We start from the raw sequence: 17158 nt of genomic DNA, 5'->3' as shown, positions 1-17158 counted from the left end.
CACCCGCTCAGGATTTTCGTTCAAGCGCAACCGTGAAGCGGGGCGAAAGTATGCGCCCTGCGATCGCCTCGCCCATGCTCTCGGTAAAGGGTAACGGCAGGGCCTTATCGAGAGCCTCGAGGACTGAGGCAACGAAGGCTCTGTTCAATGCATCGTTCGATCCGAGTACGGAGAAGGTCGCGCGCGGCTTGCCAATGAGCGTTCCGTCTCGGCGGAGCGAGAACCGCAGGGTCAAGGACAGGCCGGCAGTTCCGTGAGGCGGCCGCCAGCAGGCGTAAATGGCAGCCGACATTTCCGCTATGGAGTTTACGGGATCGCGACTGCCGCAGGCGCGCTCCCGTGCCGCTGCTTCGTCAGCACCCGTGATCGTCACGGCGAGGGCGAGAGCCAGAGCGACCATCGCGGACCGGGTGCTCATTCACATCTCCGGATTTGCGTGAGGGTGTAGATCGACACCTTCCAGCCGACGGGCTGGCCCTCGTCAGCGCAATCGATCCTATTCCGCCCAGAGCTCGCGCCGCAGTTCGTTCCAGCTATCCTTGTCTGGCGCAACCAACAACCCGCCGTCGACATGCGACGGCAGATAGGCATCGCCGTCGATCCGCGCCGCATAACCACCGGCCTCCTGATGGATCAGCACGCCGGCCAGATGGTCCCACGGCATCAGCTTGTTGTAGACGACGAAATGCGCATGGCCGCTCGCCAGCAGCCGGTATTCGTGCGCGGCGCAACGATAGCCGAACTGCGACAGCGCCTTTGTGTGGTTGCGAGCGAGCCGCGAGCGCTCCGGTTCCTTCAGATACTGCCACGAGATCGCGCCGGTCATCTCGGAGATCGGCACCGGCTCGGCGACCCGCACCCTGTCCAGCGCGCCATGTGCGTGGCGGATATGGCTGCCCGCCCCCCTGGCGCCGATCAGCCAGTCCTTCCCGATCGGGTCGTGGATGATGCCGGCAACCGTCTCGCCGTTGACCACGACGCCGAGCATGACGCCGAACAGCGGCACGCCGGAGGCGAAGTTGAAGGTGCCGTCGACCGGATCGATGACGAAGGCCAGCGCGGCATCGCCGAGCCCTTTGAGCAAGGCCGGATTGTCGGAGCAGGTCTCCTCGCCGACGATCATCGCTGTAGGGTAACGCTCGCGCAGCCTGGCAGTGATCAGCCTTTCGGCGTTGACGTCCGCCTCCGTAACTAGATCGGCGGCGGACGTCTTCTGGCGAATATCGCCCTCGCCCAACCGGCGAAAGCGCGGCATGATTTCGGCCCTGGCTGCGTCAGCTAGAAGCTCGGCCAGCCAGTCGATCGCTTGCATGTCAAACGTCATCGGAAATGTCTTTTCCCATGGTAAGGCGCACATCGAGCGCGGCGAAGTCGAACAGTTTTCGGTCGAGCAGATGCGAGGGTCGCACATTGGTCATCGCGCGGATCATCGTGTCCTTGCGGCCAGGCATACGCTTCTCGATATCGTCGAGCATCGCCTTCATGGCGTTGCGCTGCAGCCCTTCCTGGCTGCCGCAGAGATCGCACGGGATGATTGGGAACTTCATTGCACTGGCGAATTTCTCGAGATCCGCCTCGGCGCAATAGGCGAGCGGGCGCAGAACCATGACGTCGCCCTCGTCATTGAGAAGCTTCGGCGGCATGGCGGCGAGACGCCCGCCATGGAACAGGTTCATGAAGAAGGTTTCGAGGATGTCCTCACGGTGGTGGCCGAGCACCAGCGCGGTGCAACCCTCCTCGCGCGCGATGCGATAGAGATGGCCGCGCCTCAGCCGCGAGCAGAGCGAGCAATAGGTGCTGCCTTCGGGCAGCTTGTCGGTGACCACCGAATAGGTGTCCTGGTACTCGATGCGATGCGCAATGCCGTTGGCGCCGAGATAGTCCGGCAGGATGTGCTTCGGGAAATTCGGCTGACCTTGGTCGAGATTGCAGGCAAGCAGCTCGACCGGCAGCAGCCCGCGCCATTTGAGATCGAGCAGCAAGGCAAGCAGGCCATAAGAATCCTTGCCGCCGGAGAGCGCCACCAGCCAGCGCTCGCCGGGTTTCACCATGGCGAAGTCTTCGATCGCTTGGCGCGTGAGCCGCAGCAGCCGCTTGCGCAGTTTGTTGAACTCGACCGAGGATGGCACGTCGCGGAACAGCGGATGGAATCCGCCTTCCGGCTCGTCGGCGATCGGCTCAAGCGATTTGACGTTTGGCAGCATATTCATGGCGCAGGTGCCCACGGTTCTGTTGCCGCTTCGCTTAGAGCATTTTGCAGCCAAGTGGAATCACTAGCCGTCGCGGAATTGCGGCTAAAAAAATGACCAGGGTGGAATTGCCGCCGTGGCCGACGCGACAAACAAAGAAAAGGCCGCCTCGAGGGCGGCCTTGGATGGGTGTCGCCGATTGGTCGGATCAGCGCGAATAGAATTCGACGACCAGGTTCGGTTCCATCTGGACGGCGAACGGAACATCCGCCAGGCCGGGAACGCGGTTGTAGGTCGCGGTCATCTTGTTGTGGTCGGCCTCGATATAGTCCGGCACGTCACGCTCGGCCAAGCCTACCGATTCCAGCACGATGACGAGCTGCTTCGACTTCTCGCGCACCTCGATGACGTCGCCCGGCTTGCAGCGGTACGAACCGATATTGGTGCGCTTGCCGTTGACGTTGACGTGGCCGTGGTTGACGAACTGGCGGGCCGCGAAGATGGTCGGCACGAACTTGGCGCGATAGACGATCGCGTCGAGACGCGACTCGAGCAGGCCGATCAGGTTCTCGGAGGTGTCGCCCTTGCGGCGGTTGGCTTCCTCATAGACCTTGCGGAACTGCTTTTCCGAAACGTCGCCATAGTGGCCCTTGAGCTTCTGCTTGGCGCGCAGCTGCAGGCCGAAGTCGGAAAGCTTGCCCTTGCGGCGCTGGCCATGCTGTCCGGGGCCGTATTCGCGCTTGTTGACCGGGGACTTCGGACGGCCCCAGATATTTTCGCCGAGACGGCGGTCGATCTTGTATTTCGCGGATTCGCGCTTGCTCATCGCATTCCCTTTCAAAACGATATGACCCGGGGCCCCATGGCTCCGGGTGAAGGAAACGCGCCCTCCTCTGGCCTCCGTTTTCGAGGCCTGACAGGGTTTTCCCACGCAACGCGACGGAAAACCCACGGGACACGTCAGTTCGAACAAGACCGCCGACAGACTGGCTTCCGGTGAGGTCTTGCCCATGCAAAACAAACCACCGGACGTCGCCGCCCGGTGTTGGTGGCCCTGTTAAACAGAGATTTAACCGGTGTCAAGCTCGTGATCGGCGACGCACCGGCTCCACTATTCTGCCGTCAGAAAGCCGCAGCCCGGCGAAGGCACTGGCATGGCCGAAAGCAGATCCGCCACGTCATGGCATGCCGCGGTTTCCTATCCAGGCACCAACTTGAGAGCCAGGCAGGAGTTCATGACTTCTTGCTAGGCAGTCCCTTGCGTTTGGTCTCGGCGAACTCCTCGAGTTGCTTCTCGCTCATGGACTCGTACATCTCGCGCGAAGCACCCTTAAGCTCGGTTTTCTTGGTCTCGCCGCGCTTGGCCGAAAGGGCTGCGCCGGCTGCCTTCTGTTGGGCTTGCGATTTGGCTGGCATGCGATTTCTCCCCTGTGCGGTAGTGGGAAGAGAAACGCTGCGGCGCTATCGCAGTTCCAGCTAGCGCGAGGTCAGCCCAAAGCCCTGGATGAGCCTGCGCGTGGCGAAATCCACCTTACCAGAGGTGAAGAGGGCGATATCGGGCTCGGTCTCGCCCGACGGTTCGCCGATAGGCTGCAGCAGCGACATGGCGCGCCGGGCAATGGCTTCCGCCGGATCGATCCAGTCGACCGGCCACGGAGCGGTCTTGCGCATGCGGTTGGCCAGGAACGGATAATGCGTGCAGGCGAGCACGACGATGTCGGTGCGCTGCCCGTCGTGCTCGATGAAGCAGGGCGCGATCTCGGCGCGCACGGCTTCCTCGTCGACAAAACCTTCGCGCATATAGATCTCGGCCAATGCGGCAAGCCTGTCGCTGCCGACGAGCCGGACATGGCATTTCTGCGCCCATTTGCTGATCAGGTCACGCGTGTACTGACGCTTAACCGTGCCCGGGGTCGCCAGCACCGAAACCAGGCCGGACCGCGTGCGCTCGGCCGCCGGCTTGATCGCGGGCACCGTTCCGACAAACAGATGACCGGGAAATTTTTCCCGCAGCGCATCGATCACCAGGGTCGAGGCGGTGTTGCAGGCGATCACTGAGATCGCCGGCTGCAGACGGTCGAGCAATTTGCCGAACAGGGCGAGTATGTGCTCCTTGAGCGCCGGCTCTTCCCATGCGCCGTAAGGAAAAGCCGCGTCGTCGGCGACATAGACGAAGCGCCGATCCGGCATCAGGACGCGCGCCTCGCGCAGCACCGTCAGTCCGCCGACACCGGAATCGAACATCAGGATCGGACGCTGGTTTGATCGATCGTTCATTGTCATCCGACTACAGGAAGAAGCTGACCCGAGATTTGGCCAACCGCGCTTCTATCCTGAACGATCATGGTCTTGAAGTGGCAGATGCCAGCAGCTTTTGCGCAACTCAGAGCCCCCGCTTGCCGAAGCCGGCGGGTCGCGCCCGGCCAAACGGCTGCGGCGCCGGCGCCGGCGCCGGACGCGCGGGTTGCGCAGCAGTCCGTGGCGCAGCTGGAGCGACGCTCGCTGTCGCCCTCGCGGGGCGCGCCTCCGCCGGCAACGAGCCTTCAAAGTCGAAAGCCTCGGTCAGCTCATCGATGTTGCTGCCGGCCACAGGCTTTGCCCACAGGATCGTGCACCAGAGGCCGATATGGCAAGGCCGAGCAGGTTCAGGCCACCGGGCGCGCTCTCAGGATTGCCGAAATCGATGACCAGAAGCGTGCCCGCCTGCAGCAAGCCATAGATGCCGGAAAAGACGATATAGGACCAGAGGATCCAGCCTGAACCATCGGCATCGCGGCTGCGGCGCCATGCGATGTTGCCGCGCAGCGCGACGAAGACGAGCGACACAACAAGCGCGGCGCCGGCCAGGCTTTGCCGCGACGGACCCGGCATCGAATTGATCAATCCCGCGAAGCCGGTCGTTGCGGCAATGCAGAGCACGATCGCTACCGCTTCCGCTATGAACAGACCTAGCGAATAGAAGAAGAAATGCAGACGGCCAATATTGGACGTAAACATCTGCTGCCCCATCGTTTCGAGAACGATGAACCAAACCGCATAATATTCGGTTACCTTGAAGGTTCGGAGCTTACGGATTTTAACTTTCTTTGTCCGTTGTTCGTTTGCGCGTAGCCGGCGCCCGCCTCGGATCATCCCCCGGTGAGCCGTCGCCGCGCGGCATTGCCGGCGAGAACCTGTCGAGCGACGAGATGATGCCGCGCAGCACCTTCAACTCGGGCTCGGCGAATCCCGCCCGCGTCAGCACGGCGCGCAGATTGTCGACCATCTTAGGCCTCTTCTCTTCCGGGCGGAAATAGCCGCGCGCCTCGAGAGCGCCTTCGAGATAGGTGAACAGGCTGTGCAGCTGTTCCTTGGTCGCCGGAACGAGCTCCGGTCCGGCGAAGTTGGTCTCGGTCTCTTCGGCAAGGCCGGATTTCATCCATTCATAGGACATCAAAAGCACGGCCTGTGCGATGTTGAGCGAGGAGAAGCCGGGATCGACGGGAAAGGTGACGATCTCGTCAGTCAGACCAACCTCTTCATTGTAGAGGCCAAAACGTTCACGGCCGAACAGAATTCCGGTGCGCAGCCCCGCCTGCTCGCGGGCCCGGAGCGCCCTGCCCGCATCCACCGGACCGCGCACCGGCTTGAAGCCGTCACGCTCGCGGGCGGTGGTGGCGAAGACGAAGTTGAGGTCGGCCACTGCCGAGGCAAGGTCGTCGAACACCGTTGTCGCATCGATGACGTGGTCGGCGCGGCTGGCGGCGGCGCGCGCCTTCTCGCTCGGCCAGCCGTCGCGCGGATTGACCAGGCGCAGCTCAGAAAGGCCGAAATTCGCCATGGCGCGCGCGACCATGCCGATATTCTCGCCGAGTTGCGGCTCGACAAGGATGATCGCCGGTCCGGCGGTCTTGGCGGTGTCGTTTGCGGCTGGCATGGCTCTCCGTACATGAGGTTTGCGGCGTTTCGGCGTCCCCTGCCACAACCGGGCCTGAAAATGAAGCATTCACAAGCGCGACACCGGTCTGCGATCGGCTGATCGCGGTTTGCGCGCTCAAAAAGGCTTTGATATACGCTGCCCAACCTCGGCCGAAGCCACGGGCAAGGCCGTTCAGATCCCCAGCAACGAGGCATTTTTCCATGGCGAAGATCAAGGTGGCGAACCCGGTCGTCGAGCTCGACGGCGACGAGATGACCCGCATCATCTGGCAGTTCATCAAGGACAAGCTGATCCACCCCTATCTCGACATCAAGCTGGACTATTTCGATCTAGGGATCGAGAACCGGGACGCCACCAATGACCAGGTGACCGTCGACTCGGCCAACGCCATCAAGAAATACGGCGTCGGCGTGAAATGCGCGACGATCACGCCCGACGAGCAGCGCGTCGAGGAATTCAAGCTGAAGAAAATGTGGAAGTCGCCCAACGGCACCATCCGCAACATCCTCGGCGGCACCATCTTTCGCGAGCCGATCATCATGAAGAACGTGCCGCGCCTGGTGCCCGGCTGGACCAAGCCGATCGTCGTCGGCCGTCACGCCTTCGGCGACCAATACCGCGCCACCGACTTCCGCTTCCCGGGCAAGGGGAAGCTGACAATCAAATTCGTCGGCGAGGACGGCCAGATGATCGAGCATGACGTCTTCGATGCGCCGGGCGCCGGCGTCGCCATGGCCATGTACAATCTCGACGAGTCGATCCGCGAATTCGCTCGCGCCTCGCTGAACTATGGCCTGCTGCGCAACTTCCCGGTCTATCTCTCGACCAAGAATACCATTCTCAAAGCCTATGACGGGCGCTTCAAGGACATCTTCCAGGAGGTCTACGAGAAGGAATTCGAGGCCGAGTTCAAGGCGAGAAAACTCTGGTACGAGCACCGCCTGATCGACGACATGGTCGCCTCCAGCCTGAAATGGTCGGGCGGCTATGTCTGGGCCTGCAAGAATTATGACGGCGACGTGCAATCCGACACCGTGGCGCAGGGCTTCGGCTCGCTCGGCCTGATGACCTCGGTGCTGATGACGCCGGACGGCAAGACCGTGGAAGCGGAAGCCGCCCACGGCACCGTCACCCGCCACTACCGCCAGCATCAGAAGGGCGAGGAAACCTCGACCAACTCGATCGCCTCGATCTTCGCCTGGACGCGTGGCTTGGCCCACCGCGCCAAGCTCGACGGCAATGCCGAGCTCAAGCGCTTTGCCGAGACGCTGGAAAAGGTCTGCATCCAGACCGTCGAGGGCGGCTTCATGACCAAGGACCTGTCGCTGCTGATCGGCCCCGACCAGCCCTGGCTGTCGACCACCGGCTTTCTCGACAAGATCGACGAGAACCTGCAGAAGGCGATGGGGTAAGAAGTGCCGAGCCTTGTTGCCAGCGAAAGGGTCCGCCTTTGCGCTGGCAACAATGCCGACCTCTGCCAGGCTATTTTCAAGGTGCACGGGCTAAGCGGCCGGAGGAGCCGCTCCGTCTGGTCCAGCGATGAGCAAGCACCTCCTTACTACCCCAATGCCGCCACTTTGGATGCCGATGCCATACCGATCCAACTTGCAGAAATAGCCAGACTGACATCTGTTCTTGCCACCAGCTTTTCGGTCAAGGATTGCTTCTGCCGTCTGGATCTCCGACCGCTCGGGTTCAGCCAACTCTTCGAAGCAAGCTGGATCTGGATGGACCTAAGGCGTCCAACGACGACCCCCTCCGGTTGGGAACGTGTTGGGGACGCAGCCAGCTTGGAGATGTGGGAACTTGCCTGGACGGATGGCGCAGGTTCCTCCAGCGGCCGTGTCTTTCCGACCGCAGTTCTGGCCGACCCTGCCATCGCCATCCTTGGCCGACGGACGGCCGACGGCTTCACCGCCGGCTGCATAGCCAATAGATCCGAGCTCGTGATCGGGTTGTCAAATGTCTTTGCCACGGATGGCAATTCGACCTATCGAGATGCTGTGCAAGCCGCAGCCAATACGTTTGCTGAAAGTCGCGCGCTGGTCGGGTATGAACGCGGCGGCGGGCTGGATGACGCACTGGACTGCGGCTTTCAGACCACCGGCACGCTGCGCGTCTGGATACGGGACAGCCAAGCCAAAGAGGAATGAAGTGGCAAAGCCTCTTCTCTACGGCGCCCACTACAGCGTCTATGTCCGCATCGCGCGAATGGCGCTCAATCAAAAGGGCGTCGACTACGAGCTCGTCCCTCTCGACATCTTCACGGCCGAAAGGGCGTCAATTATCGGCTATTTCCTCAAGGTCGCCGAAGGGCGAAAGCTGCTTGCCCGCTTTCCAGACTTGCAGGACCGGTGGGATCGCATCGTCAGGCGGGCAAGCTTCTCCAATGCATGAGCTTTCCGGTCGCGAAGCGCTGACCACAGCCAGGATAGTCCGGGTCAACCACGCAGGCGAGTTTGGAGCGATCAGGATCTATTCAGCGCAAATCTTTGTCGCCCGGCACTTTTGGCGCGATTGCGTGCCGTCTTTGTCGGAGATGCTTGGACACGAGCGCCAGCATTGCGCCTTCTTCCGTGCCGCCATGCCAATGCGAAACTCGCGTCCATGTCGCGTCATGCAGTTCTGGAGCTGGGGCGGCTGGCTGTTGGGCTTTCTCACCGCCCTGCTCGGCCCACAAGGCATCTGGGCATGCACCGCCGCTGTCGAAGCGACCGTGCACCGCCATCTTGACGACCAGCTCTACTATCTAGCCGGGCGCGATCCCGGACTGCACGCCATCATCCTGTCGATCCGCGAGGAAGAGCTGGCCCATCTGCGTCACGCCGAGGAGCATCTGCTGGCACCAGGCCCGCTGCTTCTCCTCCTGCGCGGGGCGATCGCCGTCGCCACGGATTGCCTCATCTGGCTGTCCACCTGGGGCGACTCTGTCAGAATGGCGCGCGCCCTGAAAGCGGCAAAGCCTTCCTGACACAGGGACACTAAGCGGCTTCGAGCGCCGCCTTTACCGCCGCGATGGCGTCGTCCGCCTTGGAGGCGTCGGGGCCGCCGGCTTGCGCCATATCGGGACGCCCGCCGCCGCCCTGCCCGCCAAGCGCGGCGGACGCAACACGGACGAGATCGACAGCGCTGAAGCGGCCGGTCAAGTCGTCGGTGACGCCGACCACCACGCTCGCCTTGTTGTCCTCGCCGGCGCCGATAAAGACGACCACGCCGGAGCCCAGCGTCTTCTTGCCGGCATCCGCAAGCGGCTTCAGGTCCTTCGGCGCGACACCGCTGACCGCTTTGCCGAGGAAGCCGACACCCGCAACCGTCTCGTTGGTGGCCGGAGCATCGGCAACGGCCGCGCCGCCGCCAAGGGCCAGTTTCTTGCGCGCCTCGGTGAGCTCTTTCTCGAGTTTCTTGCGCTCCTCGAGCAAAGTCTCGACACGCGCCGGAACGTCGGCCGGCGAGATCCTCAAGGTCGCCGCGGCTGCCTTCAGGCGCTTGTCCTGCTCGTCGAGATGCTTGCGCGCCGCCTCGCCGGTCAGCGCCTCGATGCGGCGCACGCCGGCGGCGACCGCGCTGTCCGACAGGATGCGCACAAGGCCGATATCGCCGGTCGACCTGACATGCGTGCCGCCGCAGAGCTCGACCGAATAGGGACGGTTGGCCTTGGCGCCGTGCAGGCCGGTGCCCATCGAAACGACGCGCACCTCGTCGCCGTATTTCTCGCCGAACAGCGCCATCGCGCCCTCGGCAATAGCATCGTCCACCGACATCAGCCGCGTCGTCACCGGACTGTTCTGCACAACGATCTCGTTGGCCATGCGCTCGACATCCTCGATCTCCTCGGCCGAGATCGGCTTGTTGTGCGAGATGTCGAAGCGGAGGCGATCAGGCGCGACCAGCGAACCCTTCTGCGCGACATGGGTGCCCAGCACCTCACGCAGCGCCTCGTGGATGAGATGCGTCGCGGAGTGATTGGCGCGCAGCTTCGAACGGCGCGCGTGATCGACCTTTAGCTCCACGGCAGCGCCGGTCTTGATCGTACCGCCCGTCACCTTGCCCAAATGCACGAAGAGCCCGTCGGCCTTCTTTTGCGTGTCGGTGACCTCGATCGAGAAGCCGTCGCCGGACATCATGCCGGTATCGCCCATCTGGCCACCGGATTCGCCATAGAACGGCGTCTGGTTGACGACGACGGCAACCGCGTCGCCCTGCCCGGCGCTGTCGACGATCTTGCCATCCTTGACCAAGGCCTGGATCAGGCCTTCCGCCTCTTCCGTCTCGTAACCGAGGAAATCGGTGGCGCCGGTCTGCTCGCGCACCGGGAACCAGACCGTCTCGGTCGCCGCTTCGCCCGACCCCGCCCAGTGCGCGCGCGCTTCCGCCTTCTGCCGCTCCATCGCAGCGGTGAAGCCGGCAAGATCGACCGAGATGTCGCGTTGGCGCAGCGCATCCTGCGTCAGGTCGAGCGGGAAGCCATAGGTGTCGTAGAGTTTGAAGGCCGTCTCGCCATCCAGCATGTCGCCGGCGTGCAGCTGTTCCGTCGCCTCCGAAAGCAGGCCGAGACCGCGGACCAGCGTCTTGCGGAAGCGCGTCTCCTCGAGCTTCAGCGTCTCTGTGATCAGCGCTTCGCCACGCACCAGTTCCGGATAGGCCTGGCCCATCTCGCGCACCAGCGCGGGCACCAGCTTCCACATCAGCGGCTCCTTGGCGCCGAGCAGCTGCGCGTGGCGCATGGCGCGACGCATGATGCGACGCAGCACATAGCCGCGGCCTTCATTGGAGGGCAGCACGCCGTCGGCCACCAGGAAGGATGACGAGCGCAAATGATCCGCGATCACGCGGAAGGATGCTGCGTTCTCCTGGTTGTGACCGTGCCCTAGCGCCGAGCATGCCGCCTCGATCAAATGCCGGAACAGGTCGGTCTCAAAGACGCTCTCCACTCCCTGAAGGATCGAAGCCATGCGCTCCAGGCCCATGCCGGTGTCGATCGACGGGCGCGGCAGGTCGATGCGCTCGTCTTTCGTCACCTGCTCATATTGCATGAACACCAGGTTCCAGAATTCGAGGAACCGGTCGCCGTCCTCCTCCGGGCTGCCGGGCGGACCGCCCCAGATATGCTCGCCGCGATCGATGAATATCTCCGAGCACGGACCGCAGGGACCGGTGTCGCCCATCGCCCAGAAATTGTCAGAGGTCGGAATGCGGATGATGTGATCGTCTGAGAAGCCGGCGATCTTCTTCCAGTAGCCGGCCGCCTCGTCATCGGTGTGATAGACGGTGACCAGAAGCTTGTCCTTCGGCAGGCCGAATTCCTTGGTGATCAGGTTCCAGGCAAGCTCGATCGCGCGCTCCTTGAAATAATCGCCGAACGAGAAATTGCCGAGCATCTCGAAAAAGGTGAGATGGCGCGCGGTGTAGCCGACATTGTCGAGATCGTTGTGCTTGCCGCCGGCGCGCACGCTCTTCTGCGCGGTCGCGGCGCGCGAATAGGACCGCTTCTCCAGGCCGGTGAACACGTTCTTGAATTGCACCATGCCGGCGTTGGTGAACATCAGCGTCGGATCGTTGCGCGGCACCAGCGGGCTGGAGGCAACGATCTCATGACCCTCCTTGCGGAAGTAGTCGAGGAATGTCGACCGGATCTCGTTCACGCCACTCATGGATACTGCCTTTTCGCGAAAACCGCCGGCCAGGCCGGCGGCAAATGGGCTTTCGTGTGTCAGAAGATAGATTGGCCTTTTAGCCGTAGCTCTTGACCCTGTCCAGAAACACGGAACCAAGGCCAATCCTCCGGCTGGGCGGCCTGTGCCCTCGCCCCCAAACGTAAACCGCCGGCACGAAGGCCGGCGGTTCGAACGCAGCACTAGGGAACTCGATTACATCAGCTTTAGATAATGGATCCGGAATATGGCCGAACTCCGGCAGTGCCTACATCGCGCCAGCCTCGTCCTCGAAGCTGTCGTCACCACCGCCTTCGGAGCCGCCGTTCTCGAGGAATTTTTCGGCGATCAGCCCGGCATTCTGCCTCAGCGCCAGCTCGATCTCGCGCGCCGTGTCCGGATTGTCGCGCAGGAAAAGCTTGGCGTTCTCACGGCCCTGACCGAGACGCTGCGAATTGTAGGAGAACCAGGCGCCCGACTTCTCGACCACGCCGGCCTTGACCCCGAGATCGACGAGCTCGCCGGTCTTCGACACGCCCTCGCCATACATGATGTCGAACTCGACCACCTTGAAGGGCGGAGCCAGCTTGTTCTTCACCACCTTGACGCGGGTCTGGTTGCCGACCACTTCGTCGCGATCCTTGACCGAGCCGATGCGGCGGATGTCGAGGCGCACCGAGGCGTAGAATTTCAGCGCGTTGCCGCCGGTCGTGGTTTCCGGCGAGCCGAACATGACGCCGATCTTCATACGGATCTGGTTGATGAAGATGACCATGGTGTTGGAGCGCGAGATTGACGCGGTCAGCTTGCGCAGCGCCTGGCTCATCAAGCGGGCCTGCAGGCCGGGCAGCGCGTCGCCCATCTCGCCCTCGATTTCGGCGCGCGGCGTCAGCGCCGCCACCGAATCGACCACCAGAACGTCGATTGCGCCGGAGCGCACCAGCGTGTCGCAGATCTCCAGCGCCTGCTCACCCGTGTCGGGCTGCGAGATCAGGAGGTTTTCGAGGTCCACGCCGAGCTTGCGCGCATAGACCGGATCGAGCGCGTGCTCGGCATCGACGAAGGCGCAGATACCGCCCTTCTTCTGGGCTTCCGCAACCGTGTGCAGCGCCAGCGTCGTCTTGCCCGAGCTTTCCGGCCCGTAGATTTCGATGATGCGGCCGCGCGGCAGCCCGCCAACGCCGAGCGCGATGTCCAGCCCGAGCGATCCCGTCGGCACGGTTTCGATCTCGACCACCTGCTCATTGGCGCCGAGCCGCATGATCGAGCCCTTGCCGAAAGCACGCTCGATTTGCGACAGCGCCGCATCCAGAGCCTTTGATTTGTCCACTGCCTTATCCTCTACAAGCCGCAAACTATTCTGAGCCATGATACATCACCCCTTGGTCGTCAATGAAGGCCGGACAATCCGTGATCCCTGCCAGTTTGTACCTTTTTTGTTCTCATCTGGCAAGAGGCAGCAAATGACTGGAAAACAAACAATATCTGGATTTGTTCTATTTTTGTCTCACTAGAGATGGCGTGAACCAGTGCTGCTGATCCAAGCGAGATCTCGTTATCCGGGCGGCCCGAATCGCGACCCGATTGCGGGGCGATGCGCGGAAACCTAGTGTGCGCACGCAAACAATCAACGAGGTCACCTCCGCGGCATGCCGACATCCCCAAACATCCTGGCGCTGGGCGGCGCCCATATCGACCGGCGCGGCCAGGTCTCGGGCCCTTACGTGCCCGCCGCATCCAATCCCGGCATCATGCGCGAGGATGTCGGCGGCGGCGTCTTCAACGCGCTGCGCAGCATTGTGAAGCGCGGCGTCTCGGCCTCGCTGCTTTCGGTGCGCGGCGGCGATGCGGCGGGTGAGACCGTCGCATCGGCGATCGACGAGGCCGGCATCGCCGACCTTTCGGCGGTGTTCCTCGACCGCACGACGCCGAGCTACACTGCGCTGATCGACAGCGAGGGGGAGTTGATCGTCGGCTTTGCCGATATGGGCCTTTACGACCTCGCCTTCCCCAAGCAGATCCGCCGCGCCAAGGCGCGCGAGGCGATCGCCGAGGCAGACGCGATCCTCTGCGACGCGAACCTGCCAACGGCGGCCCTCGAGCGTCTGGTTGCGCAAGCCGGCGACAGGCCGATTTTCGCCATCGCCATCTCGCCGGCCAAGGTGGTGCGGCTGGCGCCGCTGCTCGGCAATCTTTCGCTGCTGTTCATGAACCGCCGAGAGGCGGCGGCGCTGGCTGGTGCGGATATTTCCGGCCGCGATCTTGTCGGGGAACTCAGGCGGCTGAGCTTGACGGCAGGCGTGATCACGGCCGGCAGTGCTCCGGTGCTCGGCTTCGACCAATCGGGCGTCTTCGCCATCGACCCGCCCTCCCCGCGACGAGTTGCCGACGTAACCGGCGCCGGCGACGCCCTGACCGGAGCAACGGTTGCCGCGCTGCTGCGCGGGCTGCCTTTGCGGAGGGCACTGCGCGAAGGTGTTGCCGCGGCGATGCTCGCCATCGAGAGCGCTGAGGCGGTACCGTCTTTCACCGCCGGCAGTTTTGGCCAGGCGCTTGCCCTTGTGCCCGAGGCACGGGTGGTGGCATAGGGCCACAAACTATCTTGCCGGAGTGTTTTCTCCGGAGTGGAGAACGGACATGACGCCCGAAACCGCCCGCTCCTTCATCGACATTCATCCGCCAGTGGCGGAGGCGCTTGCCGCCGGGCGGCCTGTGGTGGCGCTGGAAAGCACCATCATTACCCACGGTATGCCATACCCCGACAATGGCGCGATGGCCGCCAAGGTCGAGCAGATCATCGCCGAGAGCGGCGCCGTGCCGGCGACGATCGCCGTGGTCGATGGACGCATCAAGATTGGCCTTTCCGATGGCGAGCGCGAATCGCTTGCCATGACCGGCGACGCCATGAAGCTGTCGCGTGCCGATATCGGCTTTGCCGTCGCCCAAAAGCGCACCGGCGGCACCACCGTGGCCGCCACCATGATCGCCGCGCACATGGCCGGCATAAAGGTCTTCGCCACCGGCGGCATCGGCGGCGTCCACAAGGGCGCCGAAAAGAGTTTTGACATCTCGGCCGACCTCGACGAGCTGGCGCGCACGCCGGTCGTCGTCGTCTCGGCCGGCGCCAAGGCGATCCTCGACATCGAAAAGACGCTGGAAGTGCTGGAGACGCGCGGCGTGCCAGTCATCGGCCATGGCTGCGAGACCATGCCAGCCTTCTGGTCCAGGCAATCGCCCTTCCGCGCGCCGCTGACGTTGCATGCGCCTGAAGATATCGCGCATTTCTATCATATCCGGCAGGCGCTCGGCCTCGGCGGCGGCATACTGGTCGCCAATCCGGTGCCGCAGAACGACGAGATCCCGGCAGCCGAGATGGACGGCTACATCCAGGCCGCGCAAAAGGCGGCCGAAGCGCAGAACATCACCGGCAAAGCCGTGACGCCGTTCCTCCTGTCGAAGATTTTTGAGCTCACCGGCGGCCGCAGCCTTAAGACCAACATCGCGCTGGTCGAAAACAATGCGCGGCTGGCGGCGGAGATCGCGAAGGCGCTGTAAGCCTTATCTGCCCGCGCGCCGCCCCGCTTCATAAGCGCGCCGCGCCCAGACCGCCATTTCGTCGGGATCGTCGAAGGCGCTGTCGGGAACGCTCCAATAGGGCATCGCCACCTCCTTGCCGTGCCGCGAGCCGGTATAGGTCCATTGGCTACAGCCGGCGGCCTCGAATTCGGGGATCGTCTCCTCGTCGGCCTTCAGCATCAGTTCGCCGCGCACGACCACCGCGACGATGACGCCGTCGCAATAGATGCCCTTGCCGCCGAACAGTTTTCGGATGCTGATCGGCCCCAGGCTCTCGAACAATTCTTCGAGGCGGTCATTGTCCATGCCGCAATCATCTCATCCAGCATGGGCCTTGTCATCGCAGCAACCAACAGCATGCTGACGGGTTGAGACATGAAATGGAGTTTCGCGCCATGCCTGTCCTGCTCAAAGGCTCCTGCCGCTGCGGCGCCGTCCGCTTCGAGGTGGAAAGTCACACGCCCATGCCGTTCATGCTCTGCTACTGCTCGATCTGCCGCAAGCAGCAGGGCGGCGGTGGTTTTGCCATCAATCTCGGCGCCGACAACGGAACGCTCAAGGTCACCGGCAAGCCCAATCTCGGCGTCTACCGCGCTGAGATCGAGGACGACGAGCATCCGCACTGCGAGGTCTCGACCGGCGAGCGCAATTTCTGCAAGAATTGCGGCGCCGCGCTCTGGCTCTACGACCCGACTTGGCCGGACCTCGTCCACCCCTTCGCCTCGGCGATCGACAGCGACCTGCCGAAGCCGCCGGAAAAGGTGCATCTGATGCTGAAATACAAGGCGAGCTGGGTCCAGCCGGCGATCGGCAGGAATGACAAGGTGTTCGAGCTCTATCCCGAAGAATCGATCGCCGACTGGCACAAGCGCACCGGCTTGTGGGTGGACTAAGCCTGCATCTAAGAGCGATGGGTTAGCGCAACCCAGCGCTCGATCTGCCTCACACCCACCCCTTCGCGCTGCGCGGCGACCAAGGGGTGGTCTGCATCATGCAGAAAGACCCTGGGACGGAGATTGCCGGGCTGAAACACAACATTGGCATGCAGGTGCATCGAGCTCGGATATTCAGGAATGTCGTGCATCAAATACCCGAAGCAGAGCTCGTCCTCATATTGGCCGCTATCATACCCGGCTCGATAGACATTCCAGCTTCTTTCCGAGACCGACATCCAAACACCGAAACAGAACTCTTCGGACAACTGAGGTACGGGCAAGGGCAGCAGGCAACGAATGAAGCGGTCTGTTTGCCCCGTGGCGTAGCTCACCACGCAAAAATCGTCGTTCTTGCGGAAGGTCGACCGAGCTACCTCGTCAAGCGCGTCTGGATTCACCGGTGCGCCAAAGGCTATATCGGTGGGAAGTCCGGTGAACTCCTGGTCACAGCAGGCACATCGCCAGCGATATGCCTCGGCGCTCACCTAAGCAGCGCTTGAAGCGCGCGCCTCCGCCAGCGCCTTGAGATCGGCCGGCTTCAGCTCGACGGATTCGCCGCAGCCGCAGGCCGAGCTCTGGTTCGGGTTCCTGAAGGTGAAGCCGGTTCGCAGCGTCGTCTGCTCGAAATCCATCTCGGTTCCGAGCAGGAAAAGCGCCGCTTCCGGCGCGACATAGACGTGCGCGCCGTCGCGCTCGATATGATCGTCCTTGGGGTTCGGCTCGGTGACCAGATCGACCGTGTATTCCATCCCGGCGCAGCCGCCCTTCTTGATGCCAAGACGGATCCCATGCGCGTTGTCGCGCGTAGCGACGATCTCACGCACGCGGTCCGCGGCCTTGTCGGTCATCGTGATGACGGCGAAGCGTCCCATGTCATTCTCCACGTTC

General features: G+C 63.0%; 19 protein-coding genes and 1 pseudogene. 7 read left to right on the top strand and 13 right to left on the bottom strand.

Annotated features, from left to right (window positions below; genetic code table 11):
- Window positions 1-7: 7 nt before the first annotated feature.
- The 8 genes from P9217_RS21255 to P9217_RS21220 form a co-directional block, all read right to left on the bottom strand.
- Window positions 8-418 carry a hypothetical protein gene (locus P9217_RS21255; protein ID WP_278087462.1) on the bottom strand — a complete coding sequence of 137 codons (411 nt, stop codon included), beginning with the start codon at window positions 416-418 and terminating at the stop codon, window positions 8-10.
- Between the two features lie 78 nt (window positions 419-496).
- Window positions 497-1324: an inositol monophosphatase family protein gene (locus P9217_RS21250; protein WP_095829969.1), complete on the bottom strand. Its 828-nt coding sequence runs from the start codon at window positions 1322-1324 to the stop codon at window positions 497-499.
- Window positions 1314-2210: a tRNA 2-thiocytidine(32) synthetase TtcA gene (ttcA, locus tag P9217_RS21245; RefSeq protein ID WP_066995139.1), complete on the bottom strand. Its 897-nt coding sequence runs from the start codon at window positions 2208-2210 to the stop codon at window positions 1314-1316. The genes P9217_RS21250 and ttcA overlap by 11 nt, the downstream gene beginning before the upstream one ends.
- A gap of 187 nt (window positions 2211-2397) precedes the next feature.
- Complete coding sequence (gene rpsD / locus P9217_RS21240) at window positions 2398-3015, bottom strand: 30S ribosomal protein S4 (RefSeq protein ID WP_066995136.1); 618 nt, start codon at window positions 3013-3015, stop codon at window positions 2398-2400.
- A gap of 407 nt (window positions 3016-3422) precedes the next feature.
- Window positions 3423-3605 (bottom strand): DUF3008 family protein, encoded by a 183-nt coding sequence (locus P9217_RS21235; RefSeq protein WP_066995133.1) that lies wholly within the window; start codon window positions 3603-3605, stop codon window positions 3423-3425.
- Window positions 3606-3665: 60 nt separating this feature from the next.
- Complete coding sequence (murI, locus tag P9217_RS21230) at window positions 3666-4466, bottom strand: glutamate racemase (protein WP_067328310.1); 801 nt, start codon at window positions 4464-4466, stop codon at window positions 3666-3668.
- A gap of 285 nt (window positions 4467-4751) precedes the next feature.
- On the bottom strand, window positions 4752-5186 hold the full coding sequence (locus P9217_RS21225; RefSeq protein WP_278087461.1) for a DUF805 domain-containing protein: 435 nt from the start codon (window positions 5184-5186) through the stop codon (window positions 4752-4754).
- Window positions 5187-5265: 79 nt separating this feature from the next.
- Window positions 5266-6105, bottom strand: a complete 840-nt coding sequence (locus P9217_RS21220; protein ID WP_278087460.1) for an RNA methyltransferase — start codon at window positions 6103-6105, stop codon at window positions 5266-5268.
- A 203-nt stretch (window positions 6106-6308) separates the two neighbouring features.
- Between P9217_RS21220 and P9217_RS21215 the strand changes: the two genes are divergently transcribed.
- From P9217_RS21215 to P9217_RS21200, 4 genes and pseudogenes are all read left to right on the top strand, one after another.
- Entirely contained in the window at window positions 6309-7520 is a 1212-nt protein-coding gene (locus P9217_RS21215; RefSeq protein ID WP_067328302.1) for an NADP-dependent isocitrate dehydrogenase, read from the top strand.
- 3 nt (window positions 7521-7523) lie between these two features.
- Window positions 7524-8261, top strand: coding sequence for a hypothetical protein (locus tag P9217_RS21210; protein WP_067328299.1), 738 nt, complete (start codon window positions 7524-7526; stop codon window positions 8259-8261).
- Window position 8262: 1 nt separating this feature from the next.
- Window positions 8263-8379: pseudogene (locus P9217_RS30450) on the top strand (glutathione S-transferase N-terminal domain-containing protein); the annotation flags it as partial.
- 118 nt (window positions 8380-8497) lie between these two features.
- Window positions 8498-9079, top strand: a complete 582-nt coding sequence (locus P9217_RS21200) for a demethoxyubiquinone hydroxylase family protein (RefSeq protein ID WP_127240419.1) — start codon at window positions 8498-8500, stop codon at window positions 9077-9079.
- Between the two features lie 10 nt (window positions 9080-9089).
- Here the strand turns inward: P9217_RS21200 and alaS are convergent, their stop codons facing one another.
- Window positions 9090-11759, bottom strand: coding sequence for an alanine--tRNA ligase (gene alaS / locus P9217_RS21195; RefSeq protein ID WP_278087459.1), 2670 nt, complete (start codon window positions 11757-11759; stop codon window positions 9090-9092).
- A gap of 268 nt (window positions 11760-12027) precedes the next feature.
- Entirely contained in the window at window positions 12028-13128 is a 1101-nt protein-coding gene (gene recA, locus P9217_RS21190; protein WP_067328293.1) for a recombinase RecA, read from the bottom strand.
- Between the two features lie 280 nt (window positions 13129-13408).
- Here recA and P9217_RS21185 point away from each other — a divergent pair, with 280 nt between their 5' ends.
- Window positions 13409-14347, top strand: a complete 939-nt coding sequence (locus P9217_RS21185; RefSeq protein WP_278053990.1) for a carbohydrate kinase family protein — start codon at window positions 13409-13411, stop codon at window positions 14345-14347.
- A gap of 49 nt (window positions 14348-14396) precedes the next feature.
- Window positions 14397-15314, top strand: a complete 918-nt coding sequence (locus tag P9217_RS21180; RefSeq protein ID WP_278087458.1) for a pseudouridine-5'-phosphate glycosidase — start codon at window positions 14397-14399, stop codon at window positions 15312-15314.
- Window positions 15315-15317: 3 nt separating this feature from the next.
- On the opposite strand, the gene P9217_RS21175 is transcribed toward P9217_RS21180, so the two are convergent.
- Window positions 15318-15641, bottom strand: coding sequence for a TfoX/Sxy family protein (locus P9217_RS21175; protein WP_066995104.1), 324 nt, complete (start codon window positions 15639-15641; stop codon window positions 15318-15320).
- An 89-nt stretch (window positions 15642-15730) separates the two neighbouring features.
- On the opposite strand from P9217_RS21175, the gene P9217_RS21170 reads away from it, so the two are divergent.
- Window positions 15731-16228 carry a GFA family protein gene (locus P9217_RS21170; RefSeq protein ID WP_278087457.1) on the top strand — a complete coding sequence of 166 codons (498 nt, stop codon included), beginning with the start codon at window positions 15731-15733 and terminating at the stop codon, window positions 16226-16228.
- Between the two features lie 8 nt (window positions 16229-16236).
- Here the strand turns inward: P9217_RS21170 and P9217_RS21165 are convergent, their stop codons facing one another.
- Both P9217_RS21165 and sufA read right to left on the bottom strand, forming a co-directional pair.
- Window positions 16237-16755, bottom strand: a complete 519-nt coding sequence (locus P9217_RS21165; protein ID WP_127325245.1) for a DUF2199 domain-containing protein — start codon at window positions 16753-16755, stop codon at window positions 16237-16239.
- On the bottom strand, window positions 16756-17142 hold the full coding sequence (gene sufA / locus P9217_RS21160; protein WP_066995098.1) for a Fe-S cluster assembly scaffold SufA: 387 nt from the start codon (window positions 17140-17142) through the stop codon (window positions 16756-16758). It abuts the gene before it with no gap.
- Window positions 17143-17158 lie beyond the last annotated feature (16 nt).

This window comes from Mesorhizobium sp. WSM4989, from assembly GCF_029625795.1.
Classification (GTDB): domain Bacteria; phylum Pseudomonadota; class Alphaproteobacteria; order Rhizobiales; family Rhizobiaceae; genus Mesorhizobium.
Note: the sequence above shows the minus strand (reverse complement) of the source record. Positions and strands in the feature narration are given on the sequence as shown.